25 protein-coding genes are annotated in these 13,041 nt (G+C 33.3%); 1 reads left to right on the forward strand and 24 read right to left on the reverse strand.

Annotation, left to right across the window (positions count from 1 at the left end):
• The first annotated feature begins 24 nt into the window (after positions 1–24).
• On the forward strand, positions 25–756 hold the full coding sequence (locus ACFEL4_RS08730) for an IS1595 family transposase (protein WP_375317427.1): 732 nt from the start codon (positions 25–27) through the stop codon (positions 754–756).
• 140 nt (positions 757–896) lie between these two features.
• Here ACFEL4_RS08730 and rplQ read toward each other — a convergent pair whose 3' ends face one another.
• Genes rplQ through rpsS form a run of 24 tightly spaced genes read right to left on the reverse strand, consistent with a single transcriptional unit; the run spans position 897 to position 13,031 of the window.
• Entirely contained in the window at positions 897–1,262 is a 366-nt protein-coding gene (gene rplQ, locus ACFEL4_RS08735) for a 50S ribosomal protein L17 (RefSeq protein ID WP_375317428.1), read from the reverse strand.
• Positions 1,263–1,280: 18 nt separating this feature from the next.
• Positions 1,281–2,249 (reverse strand): DNA-directed RNA polymerase subunit alpha, encoded by a 969-nt coding sequence (locus ACFEL4_RS08740; protein WP_308149520.1) that lies wholly within the window; start codon positions 2,247–2,249, stop codon positions 1,281–1,283.
• Positions 2,250–2,267: 18 nt separating this feature from the next.
• A complete protein-coding gene (gene rpsK / locus ACFEL4_RS08745; protein ID WP_308149521.1) occupies positions 2,268–2,660 on the reverse strand; it encodes a 30S ribosomal protein S11 in 393 nt (130 codons plus the stop codon).
• Between the two features lie 17 nt (positions 2,661–2,677).
• Positions 2,678–3,076: a 30S ribosomal protein S13 gene (gene rpsM, locus ACFEL4_RS08750; RefSeq protein ID WP_375317429.1), complete on the reverse strand. Its 399-nt coding sequence runs from the start codon at positions 3,074–3,076 to the stop codon at positions 2,678–2,680.
• Positions 3,077–3,095: 19 nt separating this feature from the next.
• The gene (rpmJ, locus tag ACFEL4_RS08755) at positions 3,096–3,209 is read right to left on the reverse strand and encodes a 50S ribosomal protein L36 (protein ID WP_308149523.1); all 114 of its coding nucleotides are present in this window, start codon (positions 3,207–3,209) and stop codon (positions 3,096–3,098) included.
• A gap of 21 nt (positions 3,210–3,230) precedes the next feature.
• Complete coding sequence (infA, locus tag ACFEL4_RS08760) at positions 3,231–3,548, reverse strand: translation initiation factor IF-1 (RefSeq protein WP_375317430.1); 318 nt, start codon at positions 3,546–3,548, stop codon at positions 3,231–3,233.
• A gap of 3 nt (positions 3,549–3,551) precedes the next feature.
• Positions 3,552–4,328, reverse strand: a complete 777-nt coding sequence (map, locus tag ACFEL4_RS08765; RefSeq protein ID WP_308149525.1) for a type I methionyl aminopeptidase — start codon at positions 4,326–4,328, stop codon at positions 3,552–3,554.
• Positions 4,321–4,977, reverse strand: coding sequence for an adenylate kinase (locus ACFEL4_RS08770; RefSeq protein WP_375317431.1), 657 nt, complete (start codon positions 4,975–4,977; stop codon positions 4,321–4,323). Before ACFEL4_RS08770 ends, map begins: the two co-directional genes overlap by 8 nt.
• A gap of 16 nt (positions 4,978–4,993) precedes the next feature.
• Complete coding sequence (secY, locus tag ACFEL4_RS08775) at positions 4,994–6,352, reverse strand: preprotein translocase subunit SecY (RefSeq protein WP_375317432.1); 1,359 nt, start codon at positions 6,350–6,352, stop codon at positions 4,994–4,996.
• A complete protein-coding gene (gene rplO, locus ACFEL4_RS08780; RefSeq protein WP_308149528.1) occupies positions 6,353–6,796 on the reverse strand; it encodes a 50S ribosomal protein L15 in 444 nt (147 codons plus the stop codon). It lies immediately after the preceding gene.
• Positions 6,797–6,805: 9 nt separating this feature from the next.
• On the reverse strand, positions 6,806–7,483 hold the full coding sequence (rpsE, locus tag ACFEL4_RS08785; protein ID WP_375317433.1) for a 30S ribosomal protein S5: 678 nt from the start codon (positions 7,481–7,483) through the stop codon (positions 6,806–6,808).
• Positions 7,484–7,500: 17 nt separating this feature from the next.
• Positions 7,501–7,854: a 50S ribosomal protein L18 gene (rplR, locus tag ACFEL4_RS08790; protein ID WP_308149529.1), complete on the reverse strand. Its 354-nt coding sequence runs from the start codon at positions 7,852–7,854 to the stop codon at positions 7,501–7,503.
• A gap of 30 nt (positions 7,855–7,884) precedes the next feature.
• A complete protein-coding gene (gene rplF / locus ACFEL4_RS08795) occupies positions 7,885–8,439 on the reverse strand; it encodes a 50S ribosomal protein L6 (RefSeq protein WP_375317434.1) in 555 nt (184 codons plus the stop codon).
• 13 nt (positions 8,440–8,452) lie between these two features.
• Positions 8,453–8,860, reverse strand: coding sequence for a 30S ribosomal protein S8 (rpsH, locus tag ACFEL4_RS08800; RefSeq protein ID WP_375318379.1), 408 nt, complete (start codon positions 8,858–8,860; stop codon positions 8,453–8,455).
• Positions 8,861–8,870: 10 nt separating this feature from the next.
• On the reverse strand, positions 8,871–9,056 hold the full coding sequence (locus tag ACFEL4_RS08805; RefSeq protein ID WP_308149531.1) for a type Z 30S ribosomal protein S14: 186 nt from the start codon (positions 9,054–9,056) through the stop codon (positions 8,871–8,873).
• Between the two features lie 3 nt (positions 9,057–9,059).
• Entirely contained in the window at positions 9,060–9,617 is a 558-nt protein-coding gene (gene rplE / locus ACFEL4_RS08810) for a 50S ribosomal protein L5 (protein WP_375317435.1), read from the reverse strand.
• 21 nt (positions 9,618–9,638) lie between these two features.
• Positions 9,639–9,986: a 50S ribosomal protein L24 gene (rplX, locus tag ACFEL4_RS08815; protein WP_308149533.1), complete on the reverse strand. Its 348-nt coding sequence runs from the start codon at positions 9,984–9,986 to the stop codon at positions 9,639–9,641.
• Positions 9,987–9,999: 13 nt separating this feature from the next.
• The gene (gene rplN / locus ACFEL4_RS08820; RefSeq protein ID WP_342276314.1) at positions 10,000–10,368 is read right to left on the reverse strand and encodes a 50S ribosomal protein L14; all 369 of its coding nucleotides are present in this window, start codon (positions 10,366–10,368) and stop codon (positions 10,000–10,002) included.
• 22 nt (positions 10,369–10,390) lie between these two features.
• Entirely contained in the window at positions 10,391–10,663 is a 273-nt protein-coding gene (gene rpsQ / locus ACFEL4_RS08825) for a 30S ribosomal protein S17 (protein ID WP_374047453.1), read from the reverse strand.
• Between the two features lie 8 nt (positions 10,664–10,671).
• Positions 10,672–11,142, reverse strand: coding sequence for a 50S ribosomal protein L29 (rpmC, locus tag ACFEL4_RS08830; RefSeq protein WP_375317436.1), 471 nt, complete (start codon positions 11,140–11,142; stop codon positions 10,672–10,674).
• Complete coding sequence (gene rplP, locus ACFEL4_RS08835) at positions 11,129–11,608, reverse strand: 50S ribosomal protein L16 (RefSeq protein ID WP_375317437.1); 480 nt, start codon at positions 11,606–11,608, stop codon at positions 11,129–11,131. The genes rpmC and rplP overlap by 14 nt, the downstream gene beginning before the upstream one ends.
• Before the next feature lie 3 nt (positions 11,609–11,611).
• A complete protein-coding gene (gene rpsC / locus ACFEL4_RS08840; RefSeq protein WP_375317438.1) occupies positions 11,612–12,397 on the reverse strand; it encodes a 30S ribosomal protein S3 in 786 nt (261 codons plus the stop codon).
• A 16-nt stretch (positions 12,398–12,413) separates the two neighbouring features.
• Positions 12,414–12,746, reverse strand: a complete 333-nt coding sequence (rplV, locus tag ACFEL4_RS08845) for a 50S ribosomal protein L22 (protein ID WP_375317439.1) — start codon at positions 12,744–12,746, stop codon at positions 12,414–12,416.
• 12 nt (positions 12,747–12,758) lie between these two features.
• Entirely contained in the window at positions 12,759–13,031 is a 273-nt protein-coding gene (rpsS, locus tag ACFEL4_RS08850; protein WP_308149540.1) for a 30S ribosomal protein S19, read from the reverse strand.
• Positions 13,032–13,041 lie beyond the last annotated feature (10 nt).

Below are 13,041 nucleotides of genomic sequence, written 5' to 3' on the forward strand. Positions count from 1 at the left end.
CCACATGTACTTGTGGAGGAAACAATGAAATTGAATGAGTTCAATAATACTTTTCAAACTGAAAAACAATGTCTTGCATATATAGCAAGTTTGAAACAAAGCAAATGTATTAGGTGTTCTAGTTTTAATTTGAATACTTCTAATTTAAGAAAAATGAGATGTTTGAAATGTCATCAAACATTCAGTATTCTCACGGGCACTATATTTTCAAAGTCACAAACACCTTTAATATCTTGGTTTTATCTCATCTTTAGATGAATAAACACCAAACATGGAATTCCATCAACTGATGTTGCAAAAGAATTGGGAGTGACCTTGAAAACAGCTTGAAGAATGGGTCATAAAATCCGAAGTGCCATTGCTAAACAAGAACCTCAATTCATTGTTGAGGGCATAGTGCAAATGGATGAAATGTATCTTTCACATATGGGTTTTAAAAAACAAGGAAGATCCTTGTTGAACAAAACCTTGATTGTTGGTATTTATGAAAAAACAACCAACAATCTGATTGTGAAAGTATTGAAAAACGCAAACAGTAAAAATCTTTTGCAGTTTGCAATAAACCACATTTCTTCAAAGTGTGATGTACATACTGATTCTTGAAAAGGATATCGCGATTTGAAATCGGTTTTCACTAAGCATGAAACAGTTAACCATCAAGATGGCTATGTTTCAAAAACTGGTTATGCAAAAGAAGCTGCATATAAATTCAATAACATACCTAGTTTTGAAACTGTAATGCTATGTTTAATTTAAAAATGTGGGGAGAAGTCCGTAGATAGGCTTTTCTCAGCATTTATGTGATAAAATTTAAAATAGTACATAAAGGGAGAAAAGCCATTATTAATATTAAAAGGGAAACAGATAATTCTGTTTCCCTTTTAAATTATTTATTGTTATACAAAAGTAATTAATACCATTGGTGCATTATCACCAGTTCTATTATCTACTTTAATTAATTTTGTATATCCACCATTACGATCTTTGTATCTATCAGCAATGTTAGTAAATAATGTTGGAATAACACCATCTTTTTCATGCTCTTTAGTTACAATTTTACGTAATTTAGCAATCGCTTGACGTCGTGAATGTAAGTCACCGCGTTTAGCTAAAGTAACTAGTGGTTCAACAAAAGTTTGTAATCTCTTAGCTCTGGTTTGCGTTAAAATTAATTTTCCATGAACAATTAGTTCACTAGCTAAGTTACGCATTTCTGCATTAACTTTAGCACTATCTCTTCCTGTATCGTTAATATATGACATATTATTTGTTCCTCCTTTTTAGTTCTTATTAGAAAATTCTAAGTTATTTCTTGCTATACATTCTTCAATTTCTTTAACAGATTTTGAACCTAAATGTTTAATTAATTTAATTTCTTCTAAACTCTTCTTGGCAATATCACCTAAAGTTTTGAAGCCATCACGTTTTAAACAGTTGTATGAACGAACTGTTAAATTCAATTCTTCTAATGCTAAATTTAAACTATCATTTTCTTTTTCATTAACAATTGAAATAACTTCAAAGTTTTTAACATTATCATCTAAATTAATAAAGAATTCAATATGACTCATTAAGATTTTAGCTGCCATAGCAATGGCTGAAGCTGCTTTAATTGAACCATTAGTTTGGACACCAATTGTTAATTTTTCATATTCAACATCTTTAATAGTTTTAGTAACTGGTTCTACTTTGTAGTCAACTTTAGAAACTGGTGAATAGTCAACATCAATAGCAATAATTCCTGAACTGTTAGCAATTTCTTTTTTGTTGTTTTCAAAAGATGAATAACCACGAGATTTCTTAACAAATAACTCCATATCGAATAGGACGTTTCTTGAAGTTGTTCTGGCAATTACTAAGTCTGGGTTTACTACTCGCACTTCAGTTGGGCAAATAATATCACCAGCAGTAATTTCTTGTTCACCTGTTACATTAATTTTTAAGTTAGTAATTTTTTCTTCTTTTTGGATGTCTCCATCAAAAGCTAAAACTAAGTCTTTAACATTTAAAATTATTTCTGAAACATTTTCAACTACGCCTTTAACAGCAGTAAATTCATGTGATACACCAGCAATTTTAATAGCGTAAACAGAAACTCCTGGCACAGAAGATAGTAATGTTCTTCTTAAAGCGTTAGCTAAAGTTGTTCCATAGCCACGTTCTAATTGATTAACAACGAATTCAGTATAATGAGTAGTACTGTTTTCACTATTTAAACTAAATTTTGGTTTTAAAAATTGTTGTTCCATATTTTATTTTCACCTGCTTTATTTTCTTGGTTTTTTTGGTGGACGACAACCATTATGAGGGATTGGTGTCACATCGTTTAGGTCTTTCATTTCAAATCCTAGTGCTTGTAAACTACGGATTGCTGGTTCTCTTCCAGGACCAGTTCCATTTACATAAACACTTAAAATTTTTGCTCCGTGTTCAATAGCCGTTTTACCAGCAGCTTCAGCTGCTAATTGTGCCGAGTGAGGAGTTGATTTACGAGTTCCTTTGAACCCAACTGCTCCAGCACTAGATCAAGCAATTACGTTACCATTAAGATCTGTGATAGTAACAATTGTGTTATTGAAACTAGCTTTGATAAATGCTTTTCCTTTAAAGAAATTAGGATTAGCTTTGATTTTTTTCTTAACTGTTGTTTTTATATTCATTATTTCTATCCTCCTAATTAGCTTGCTTTTTTCTTGTTAGCAACCGTTTTACGTGGTCCCTTGCAAGTTCTAGCGTTAGTTTTAGTTGATTGTCCTCGAACTGGTAATCCTTTACGATGACGAATTCCACGATAACATCCGATTTCCATTAATCGTTTAATGTTTAATGAAACTTCACGTCTTAGTTCACCTTCAGTTTTACATTTTTTCTCGATTAATTTACTAATAGCAGTTACTTCGTTTTCACTTAGTTCATTAACTTTTTTGCTTTCAGCAATTTTCAATGCTTTTAAAATTGAAGAAGATTTGCTACGTCCAATTCCGTAGATTCTTGTTAAACCAATAACAGTATGTTGGTTTCCAGGGATATTTATTTGTGCAATTCTTCGGCTAGCATTGTTTGTATTTGGTGTCATATTTTATTTTTCCTCCTATTTATCCTTGTCGTTGTTTGTGTTTAGGGTTTTCGCAAATGATTACGTTACGTCCTTTGCGTTTAATTGGTTGACATTTGTCACAAATTTTTTTAACTGATGCTTGTACTTTCATCATTTTCCTCCGATCAGAATTTTAATTTTCTTCGTTTTCTTCTTTTTTATGAGCTATAGGTGGAGTGCGATAACGGAAAGTTATTCGTCCTTTACTTAAATCATATGTTGATAGTTCAACTTTAACATGATCATTTTTAATAATTTTAATGTGGTTGATTTGTAACTTACCACCTAGTGTTGCTGTAATTAATTCGTCGCTATCAAAGTCTTTTAGTTTAATTTTAAAAGTAGCGTTTGGCAGTACTTCTTTTACGATAGCTTCACACTCAATCGTATTTTCACTAGGTTTTTTTTCTTTTTGAAATTTTGGTTTTGTTTGTTGTTTTGGTTTTGCCATTGCTTACAACACCTCATTAGTTTCTTGATTGTTATCTAAAATTGTTAGCACTTCACAGCCATCATCTGTTATTAAGATAGTGTGTTCAAAGTGGGCAGTTTGCAGATAATCAGCAGCAACTACCGTTCACTTATCGTCTAATACAATTACTTCATCTGTTGTCATTTGGACCATGGGTTCAATGCAAATGGTCATATTTTTTTGTAATTTAATCCCTCGGTCGCGTTTGCCGACATTAGGAATTGCTGGGTCTTCGTGAAGTGATTTACCAATACCATGCCCAGTATACGATGTTGGTAAACAAAAGCCTTGGCTTTCTACATAGGTTTGAATGGTGTTACTAATATCACCAATTCGTACCCCAGATTTAAGAATTGCGATTGCTTTATTGAGCGATTCACGTGTCACATCAATAATTTTCTGTTGTTCTGTGGTTGGTATTCCAACGCACATAGTAAACGCAGCATCAGCATGATATCCATTAATGCTAGCACCAGAATCAATTTTAACAAGATCATTTTCTTTAAATGGTTTATCATTGGGAATGCCATGAATTAGTTGTTCATTAACTGAAACACAAATTGTTGCAGGAAATCCGTGATAATTTAAGAATGATGGTTTAGCATTATTTTTTTTAATAATTTCTGCAGCAACCTTATCTAGGTCTTTACCTGTTGTTCCAACGGTAATTATTTTTTTTAATTCGTGATGAATTAATGCTACTACTTTACTAGCTGCTTTAATGTTTTGAATTTCTTTTTCGCTTTTAATGCTAACCATTGTCATTCTCCAATAAATATTGTTCAATTGTTGCTAGTACTTTATCATTTTCAAGGTTGGCGTCAATAGTTTTTAGCAAACCTTTATTTTGATAATATGTTACTAATGGTAATGTTTCTTTTTTATAAATTTCCAACCTTGTTTTAATGGTTGTTTCTTTATCGTCAGAACGTTGAATTAATGTTTGATTGTCAATATCACATTTATTATTAATCTTAGGAGGAGAAAATTTAAGATTGTACACACGACCACATTGCAGACAAACTCGCCTTGATGATAAACGGTCAATAACGGTTTGTTCATTAATTGCTAAGTACAAAACCAAAATTGATTTCTTAATCGTTAATAATGTTTGGTCAAGAAAGTTTGCTTGGTCAATAGTACGAGGATAGCCATCAAGAATGAAATCTGTTGTTTTAATATCTGATTGCTGCAATCTTGCAGCAATCAAGTTATTAGTGATTTCATCAGGAACATATATTCCAGCATCCATATATGCTTTAGTTTTAATTCCCAGAGTCGTACCATTTCTTATGTTATTTCGAAAAATATCACCAGTTGATAAATGGATTAATCCATATTTTTTGACAATGAAGTTTGACTGAGTACCTTTTCCAGCACCTGGTAAACCTAAAATAATTAAATTCATTTTCCACTCCTGAAGTTTAAGCTCACAAATGCTCTTTGGCATTTTTGTTATCTTTATAATTTAAGAATGAATGTTGGGTAATTCGTCCTTTAATTTGTTTTGTGGTATCAAGTGCCACTCCTACCATAATAATTAAACCTGTTCCCCCGACAGCAAGTGAAGAAGAAAGGTTAGTAAACTTAGAAATTAAGAATGGTGTCACAGCAACAGCAGTTAAGAAGAAAGCACCAACCGTACTTAAACGATTTAACATTCTTTTAATATACACTTCTGTTTCTTTCCCTGGTTTAACACCAGGGATATACGTTCCTGATTTCTGAAAGTTTTTCGCCATTTGTTCGGGATTTATTTGCACTTGGGCATATAAAAATGTAAACATAATGTTCATTATGGCGAAGATAGAAATTCCTGGTCACGACTGTAGCGATAAATAATTCTTAGAAAAAATCGCAAATCCGCTCGTTGGGCTTAAAATTTGAGCCACAGTCATGGGGGCAGTAATTAAGGCCGAGGAGAAGATGACAGGAATAACTCCTGCCGAGTTAACTTTTAAGGGCAAATAAGAAGTCTTATCACCCTTAAGGGTTAACCCACTTCCGGTTTGTTGAATTGGTAGGTGTCGTTCTGATTCATTAAAGAAAACAACGACAAGGATAATTAATAAGAAGGCTGCGAAGTACAAGGCAAATTTTAATGCACCTTGGAAGACAACACCATTATTAGTATCTGGCCCTACTCAATATTTAAATGTTGACGCTAAGTTAAATGGTAAATTAGCAGCAATTCCACCAAAAATAATTAATGAAATTCCGTTACCAATTCCACGGTTAGTAATCTGGTCGGCCATTCATAATGATAACATAGTTCCAGCTAATAAAATAGCAGGAATTAACACGTAATAAAATGTGGCAGGTCCAGCAGCGCTAGCACCATCACTTCAATCAACAGAAATAATATGCTGTGATTGTAAACCTAAAATAGTAGCAAACCCTTGCATGATCGCAAATGGTACTGTTAATACTCGGTTCATTAATTCTAGTTTTTTCTTACCTTTTTCTCCTGATTTCGCTCATCTCGTTAAAGTTGGTACAACATCAGTTGATAATAACTGCACAATAATAGAAGCAGTAATGTAAGGTGAGACACCAAGTGCGAAGATTGAAAATCTACTAATGGCACCTCCACCTAACATTGAAATTAGATTAAAGAATTCTATTCCACTACTATTACTATTGTTTAAATCTTGGTTTAGAATCACTCCCGGAACGGTTATAAATGCTCCAACACGAAAGATGAATAAAATAAAAATGGTAAATAAAATTCTAATAATAACTTCTTTATACTTTTTTATTAATTCACGAGTTGTTGTAAACACTTAGATCACCTCAGCTTTTCCTCCGACTTGTTCAATAGCAGCAACAGCTGATTTTGAAAATTTATGCGCTTTAATAGTTTTAGCACTTGTTAATTTTCCTTTAGCAAGTACTTTAATACCATCTTTTTTATTTCTAATTAATTTTAATGCAAATAAAACTTCAGGTGTAATATCAGTGGTTTCAATTAGGTTAATTTGTTCTAAGTTAACAATACTATAATTAGTTGTTGTAAAGTTAGTAAATCCACGTTTTGAAACACGACGATATAAAGGTGTTTGTCCACCTTCAAAACCAGGTCTTGTTCCACCACCGGTACGAGCGTTTTGTCCTTTTGTTCCTTTTCCAGCAGTTTTACCTTTTCCAGAAGAAATTCCACGCCCAAGACGTTTGATGTCTTTACGTGAACCAGTGGTTGGTTTTAAGTTATGTAATGTTGTTTCCATAGTTCACCTCTAACCGTTAGTGCGCTTAGCAATAGTGGTTTTTTTATCGTTATTTTTGGCAAAATATGCTGCTGGTTTAACAGCAGCAAGACCATCAATCGTAGCTCTTGATAAGTTAATTTTATTCTTTGAACGAAATGCTTTGGAATAAATGTTGTGGATACCAGCTAATTCTAAAATATCACGGGCAGCGCCACCAGCCTTAATTCCAATCCCTTCTTTCGCAGGTTTTAGTAGAATTTGACTTCCACAGTATTTTCCTGTTACTTCATGGACAATAGAATTATTGTTAGCAGTGATGGTAATAGTTGTTAAGTTTTTGTGAGCAGCTTCAATGGCTTTCTTAATAGCATCAGGAACTTCATTGGCTTTAGATATTCCTAAACCAACGACACCTTTACCATTACCAATGGCAACTGTTGCTGAGAAACGTAATCTTCTGCCACCAGTAGTTACTTTGTTAATTTTTCTGATTCAGATAACTTTTTCCGTAAATTCACTAACAGGCTTCGGCTTTCTTTCGAAACTTTTACGTGAACCACGCTCTTTGTTATCGCGGTTATTTCTATTTGGTTGTGATGAATCGTTTCTTTTGAATTTATTATCAGTCGCTGTTTTAGCTTCTACTTTAACTTCCGAGTTTACTGTATCATCTTTTTTAGTTGTTGTTTTATTGTCTAGACTCATACTTTAGTTCTCCTTCATTAGAATTCTAATCCAGCACTACGTGCTGCATCAGCGATTGCTTTCACTTTACCATGATATAAATATCCACCACGATCAAAAACTACTTTTTTAATTTTTTTCTTGATTGCTAATGTGGCAATAGTTTCACCAAGTTTAACGGCAGCTGCCATATTGCTTTTTGATTCTAAATCTTTAAAAGTTAATGTTGATACTCCAATAATTGTGTTAGCAGCAGTATCGTCAATAATTTGAGCATAAAAACTATTATTAGATTTAAAAATATTTAAACGTGGTCTTTCGCTTGTTCCTTTGATTTTAGCACGGATACGAAAGTGACGAGTTTGACGTTTGTCTGATTTATTTTTAGTCATTTTTGTTTCTCCTTAAGTGCAAGTATTAGGTTATTTACCCTTACCAGCAGCTTTTCCTTCCTTACGACGAATGTGTTCGGTTTTATACTTAATTCCCTTACCTTTGTACGGCTCAGGAGTACGGTATGCACGAATTTGAGCTGCAACTTCACCAACTAGTTGTTTATCAATTCCGTTAATTTGGAGAATAGTTGGTTTAGGAGCTACGATTGTAATTCCTAATGGAATTTCGAATTTAACTGGATGCGAAAAACCTAAGTTTAAGTTCAGAATGTTGCCTTGAACTGCAGCACGGTATCCAACACCATTAATTTCTAATTCTTTCATGAAACCTTTTGATACTCCAATTAACATTCCGTTAATTAGTGAGTTAGTTGTTCCATGAAGTTGCTTGTTTTGTTTCTTATCATCAGGTCTTGTTGTTATGATGACGTTTTTTTCTTTATCAAAGTTAATATTAATATTTTTTGGTAAAGTTTTGTTTAAAGAACCTTTTGGTCCTGTGATAGTTAGAAAATTGTTTGTATCAAGAATGATAGAAGTATTTTCCGGGATTGTAAGAACTCGGTTACCGATACGTGACATATGAGGTTACTCCTTATCATACATAAGCAATTACTTCGCCACCAAGGCCAAGTTTTTTTGCTTGTTTATTTGTCATAAGACCTTTTGATGTGGAAATGATTGCGATTCCGTAACCATTTAAAACAGTAGGAAGTTCTTTATGTTTTGTATACATTCTTAATCCTGGTTTTGAAACCCTTTTTAATCCAAGAATTGAACTTTTACCAGTATGTATTAGTAACATTTCTAATTTTGGCTTCTTTGCTACTTCTTCAGTGATACGATATTTTTCAATGTAACCATTTTTCATTAAGATTTCAGCAATTTTAACTAACTCTTTTGAAGAAGGTACACTAACTACTCTGTGTTTACTACTATCTGGGGCGCTAATAGCGTTACGAATAACGGTAAGCATATTACTTATTGGATCTGTCATCATAATTATATACCTCCTATCATGATGCTTTTCTAATACCAGGGATTTGTCCTTGGTATGCTAAACCACGAAAGCAAATACGGCATAACATAAACTTACGGATAACTGCATGTGGACGGCCACATTTTTGACAACGTGTGTATGCTTGAGTACTAAACTTTGGTTTACGGGCTTGTCTTATTTTTAATGAAGTCTTTGCCATTTGTTATCCCTCCTGCTTTCCTGATTTTTTAAATGGTAATCCCATTTTTTTCAATAACATAAATGCTGTTGAATTGTCAGGGGTTGTTGTAACAATTGTTATTTCCATGCCGCGAACTTTATCTACTTCTTCGTAGTTAATTTCTGGGAAAATAATTTGTTCTTTAATTCCAACAGTGTAGTTACCATTTTGGTCAAAAGCTTTTGTTGATAAACCTTGGAAATCACGAATTCTTGGTAAAGAAATTGAGATAAATTTGTCAAGGAATTCATACATTTTTTGTCCTCGTAATGTAACTTTACATCCGATTGGCATTCCTGCTCTTAACTTAAAACCAGCAATTGATTTTTTGGCTTTCGTAACTACTGGTTTTTGACCAGTAATTTTTGATAATTCTGCTACTGCTTTATCAATGGCTTTGGGATTTGCACTTGCATCTCCGACACCAATGTTAATAACAATTTTTTCAACTTTAGGTACTTGCATGATTGATTTAAAATTTAGTTCTTTTTGCAGTTGCGGAATAATAGTTTTATTGTATTTTTCTTGTAAACGATTCATTTTTATTCTGTTACTCCTTTATTAGCGTAGTTCTGCATTAGAACGTCGTGAGACACGAATTTTTTTATTATCTTTAATGATGTACCCAATTTTTGTTGTTTTTTTGTCTTTTGTTTTTCCTTCAAGGATCATAACGTTTGAAATGTGAATGCTAGCTTTAACTTCCACAATTCCACCTTCTTGATCATTTTGAGTTGGCTTTTTATTTTTCTTAGACATGATTCCTTCAATAATAACGCGGTTAGTTTCACGAAGTACTTGCATAATAGGACCAGTATGACCTTTATGTTTTCCAGCAATAATTTTAACTTGGTCGCCTTTTTTTAATTTAGTATCAAGACTAATAACTGGTTTCTTTTTGCTTGCCATTTACTCAATCCTCCTAAACAATTTCTTCTGCTAAAGAAGCGATTTTGTTATAACCACGATCTTTAACTTCACGAGCTAAAACACCAAATACTCTCGTACCACGTGGTGTTTTATCTTCTTTAATAATTACAACGGCATTATCATCAAATTTTACAACTGAACCATCATCACGTTTCACACCGAATTTACTACGCACAACAACTGCTTTAATAACTTGCCCTTTTTTGATAGCACTATTTGGTGTTACTGATTTTGCCGAACATACGACAATATCACCAATCTTAGCGAATTTTTTGGTACTGCCACCCATTACTCTAATTACCATAACTTCTTTAATACCAGTGTTGTCAGCCACATTGGCTCACGATAGATTTTGTAACATATATTTTATCCTCCTGGTTTAATTAAGCTTTTTTAACGATTGTTTTAGAATCAATGATTTTTAACAAACGGAAACGTTTTAGAGCTGATAAGGGACGAGTTGAAATGATTTCAACTTTATCACCGATTTGGGCTTGGTTATTTTCATCATGGGCATGATATTTTTTAGTTGATTTAAAACTTTTTCCGTACATTGGGTGGCGTTTTGAAGTTTCAACAACAACAGTGATAGTTTTATCACTTTTGTTTGAACTTACGATTCCAATGAAGGTTTTACGTTGTTTGTTTGGAACAATATTTGTCATTATGCTTTGTCCTCCTGTGGTTTAGTAGTTTTTTTAGATGATGATACTTTAGTTGCTGTAGTTTTTGGTTTTGTTGTTTTTTTATCAGTAGCAACTTTTTTAACAGCAGGTTTTGCTTTTTCAGTTACTTCTTTTGTTACTATGACTTCAACAGGCTTTGTTGATTTAGTAGTTTCTGCTTTAGTTGCTTTTTTTTCAATTTTAGCAGTTTTTTTTGTTTTTTTAATTTCTTTTTTATCTTCTACTAAAACCATTTTGTTAATATTTAATGGTTTTATGGTTTCGCCATTTAAAGAACGTAAACTTAATTCAGTTTTAATACGTGCAATGTCCTTACGAAGATTATTAATCATGTGTGGCGCTTCTAGTTTACCTAACGCTTTTTGAATACGTAAAGCAAACAATTGTGCACGAAGTGTTTCTTCGTCTTGTTGTAATTCTAAAGTTGGCTTATTTTTAATTACTTGCATTTCCATTTGCTTCACCCAATTCTGTTGTTAATTGATTAACAGGATTTATTTCTTGCGTTACTTCTCTAGTAACGATTTTACATTTAATTGGCAACTTGTGCATTGCTAGACGAAGTGCTTCGCGAGCAGTTGCTTCGTTTGGATATGATACTTCGAACATTACTGTGCCTTTTTTTACAACGGCCACTCAATGGTCGATTGACCCTTTTCCAGAACCCATACGTACTTCTGCTGGTTTACGTGTAATTGGTAATTGTGGGAAAATTCTAATTCAAACTTTTCCACCACGTTTCATATAACGTGTCATCGCAATTCTGGCTGCTTCGATTTGTCTTTCAGTAATGTAAGAACCATCTTCAGCACGTAATCCATAAGTTCCAAAATCAACGGTTTTACATCTTTTTGCTGTTCCCTCGTAACTTAGACGGTGAACGCAAGAGTGTTTATATCTTTTAGGAATAGCCATTTCTTACCTTACCTCCTTAGTTGTTTGGGGACGATTGTTAGTAGTGTTTGAACGATTGTTATCGTTTGAACGGTTACTATTTGAACGTCTGTTGTTATTTGGTCTTTGGTTGTATTTTGAAAGAATTTCTGGTTGTGTTGTATCTTTTCCAGTAAGGATTTCACCTTTGTATACTCAAACTTTAATTCCAATTTGACCGAAAGTTGTTTTAGCAGTAGCAGTAGCATAGTCAATATTACTACGTAATGTTGCTAGTGGAACACTGCTTTCTGAATAACCTTCTTCACGAGCCATATCAGCTTCGCCAAGTCTTCCTGAAACACGAGTTTTGATTCCTTTTGCTCCAGCGCGAAGTGCTTTACGAATTGCTAATTTTTGTGTTGTACGGTGTGACATACGAGCACTAATTTGTTGTGCTAATGTATTAGCAATAATTTGTGCATCGATATCGGGGTTTTTAATTTCCATAACATTGATTCTAATACCAATCTTACGGTTTTTAATTGTTTTGCGAACAAGTGTTGTTAACACTTCAATGTTTGCTCCGCCTTGCCCTAAGACTGAACCAACACGAACACAGTAGATAAATAAGGTAATTTGTGATTTAGTTCTTTCGATTTCAATTTTAGAAACTCCTGAAGTTGTTAAGTGAGCAAATAATGCTACTCTAATCTTATGGTCTTCTAAAATTCATTTTGCTAAATCTTCATCATTAGTTGCATACCAACGTGATTGTCAATCTTTGTTAATACCATATCTTAATCCGTTTGGACTAACTTTGTGACCCATATTGCTTTTTTACCTCCTAGTTATCGCTAACCACAATAGTGATTTTGCTTGTTCTTTTTAAGATTTGAAATGCTCGACCATGAGCACGGGGCATAAATCTTTTCATAGTTGGACCTTCATTAACAAAGATTTCTTTAATTCTTAGTTTGTCGGCTTCCATTCCATGATTGTTGGCTGCGTTTGCCACAGCTGAGTTGATTAGTTTAGTAATTGGTTTTGCTGAGCGTTTTTGTTCGTGAGCTAAAATTACTAGAGCTTTAACAACGGCATTACCACGAACTAAATCAGCTACTAAACGCACTTTTCTGGGACTAATGCGTAATTTGTTTAAATGAGCTTTTGCTTCCATAAGTTCTATCTCCTAACGTTTTTTCTTGTCAGAACCGTGACCACCAAATTTACGTGTGGGTGCAAATTCTCCTAATTTATGACCAACCATATCTTCTGTTACATAGACCGGTAAGTGAGTTTTTCCATTGTGTACTCCGAAGGTTTGGCCAACAAATTCAGGGAAAATTGTCGATCTACGAGATCATGTTGTAATAATTTTTTTTGATTTATTTTTATTTTGGACTTCCACTTTTTTCAATAGATGGCTATCTGCAAAGGGCCCTTTTTTTAAAGATCTTGCCATGTTTTATTTC

Origin of the sequence: Spiroplasma endosymbiont of Virgichneumon dumeticola (assembly GCF_964264745.1) — a bacterium.
Lineage (GTDB): Bacteria > Bacillota_I > Bacilli_A > Mycoplasmatales > VBWQ01 > Spiroplasma_E.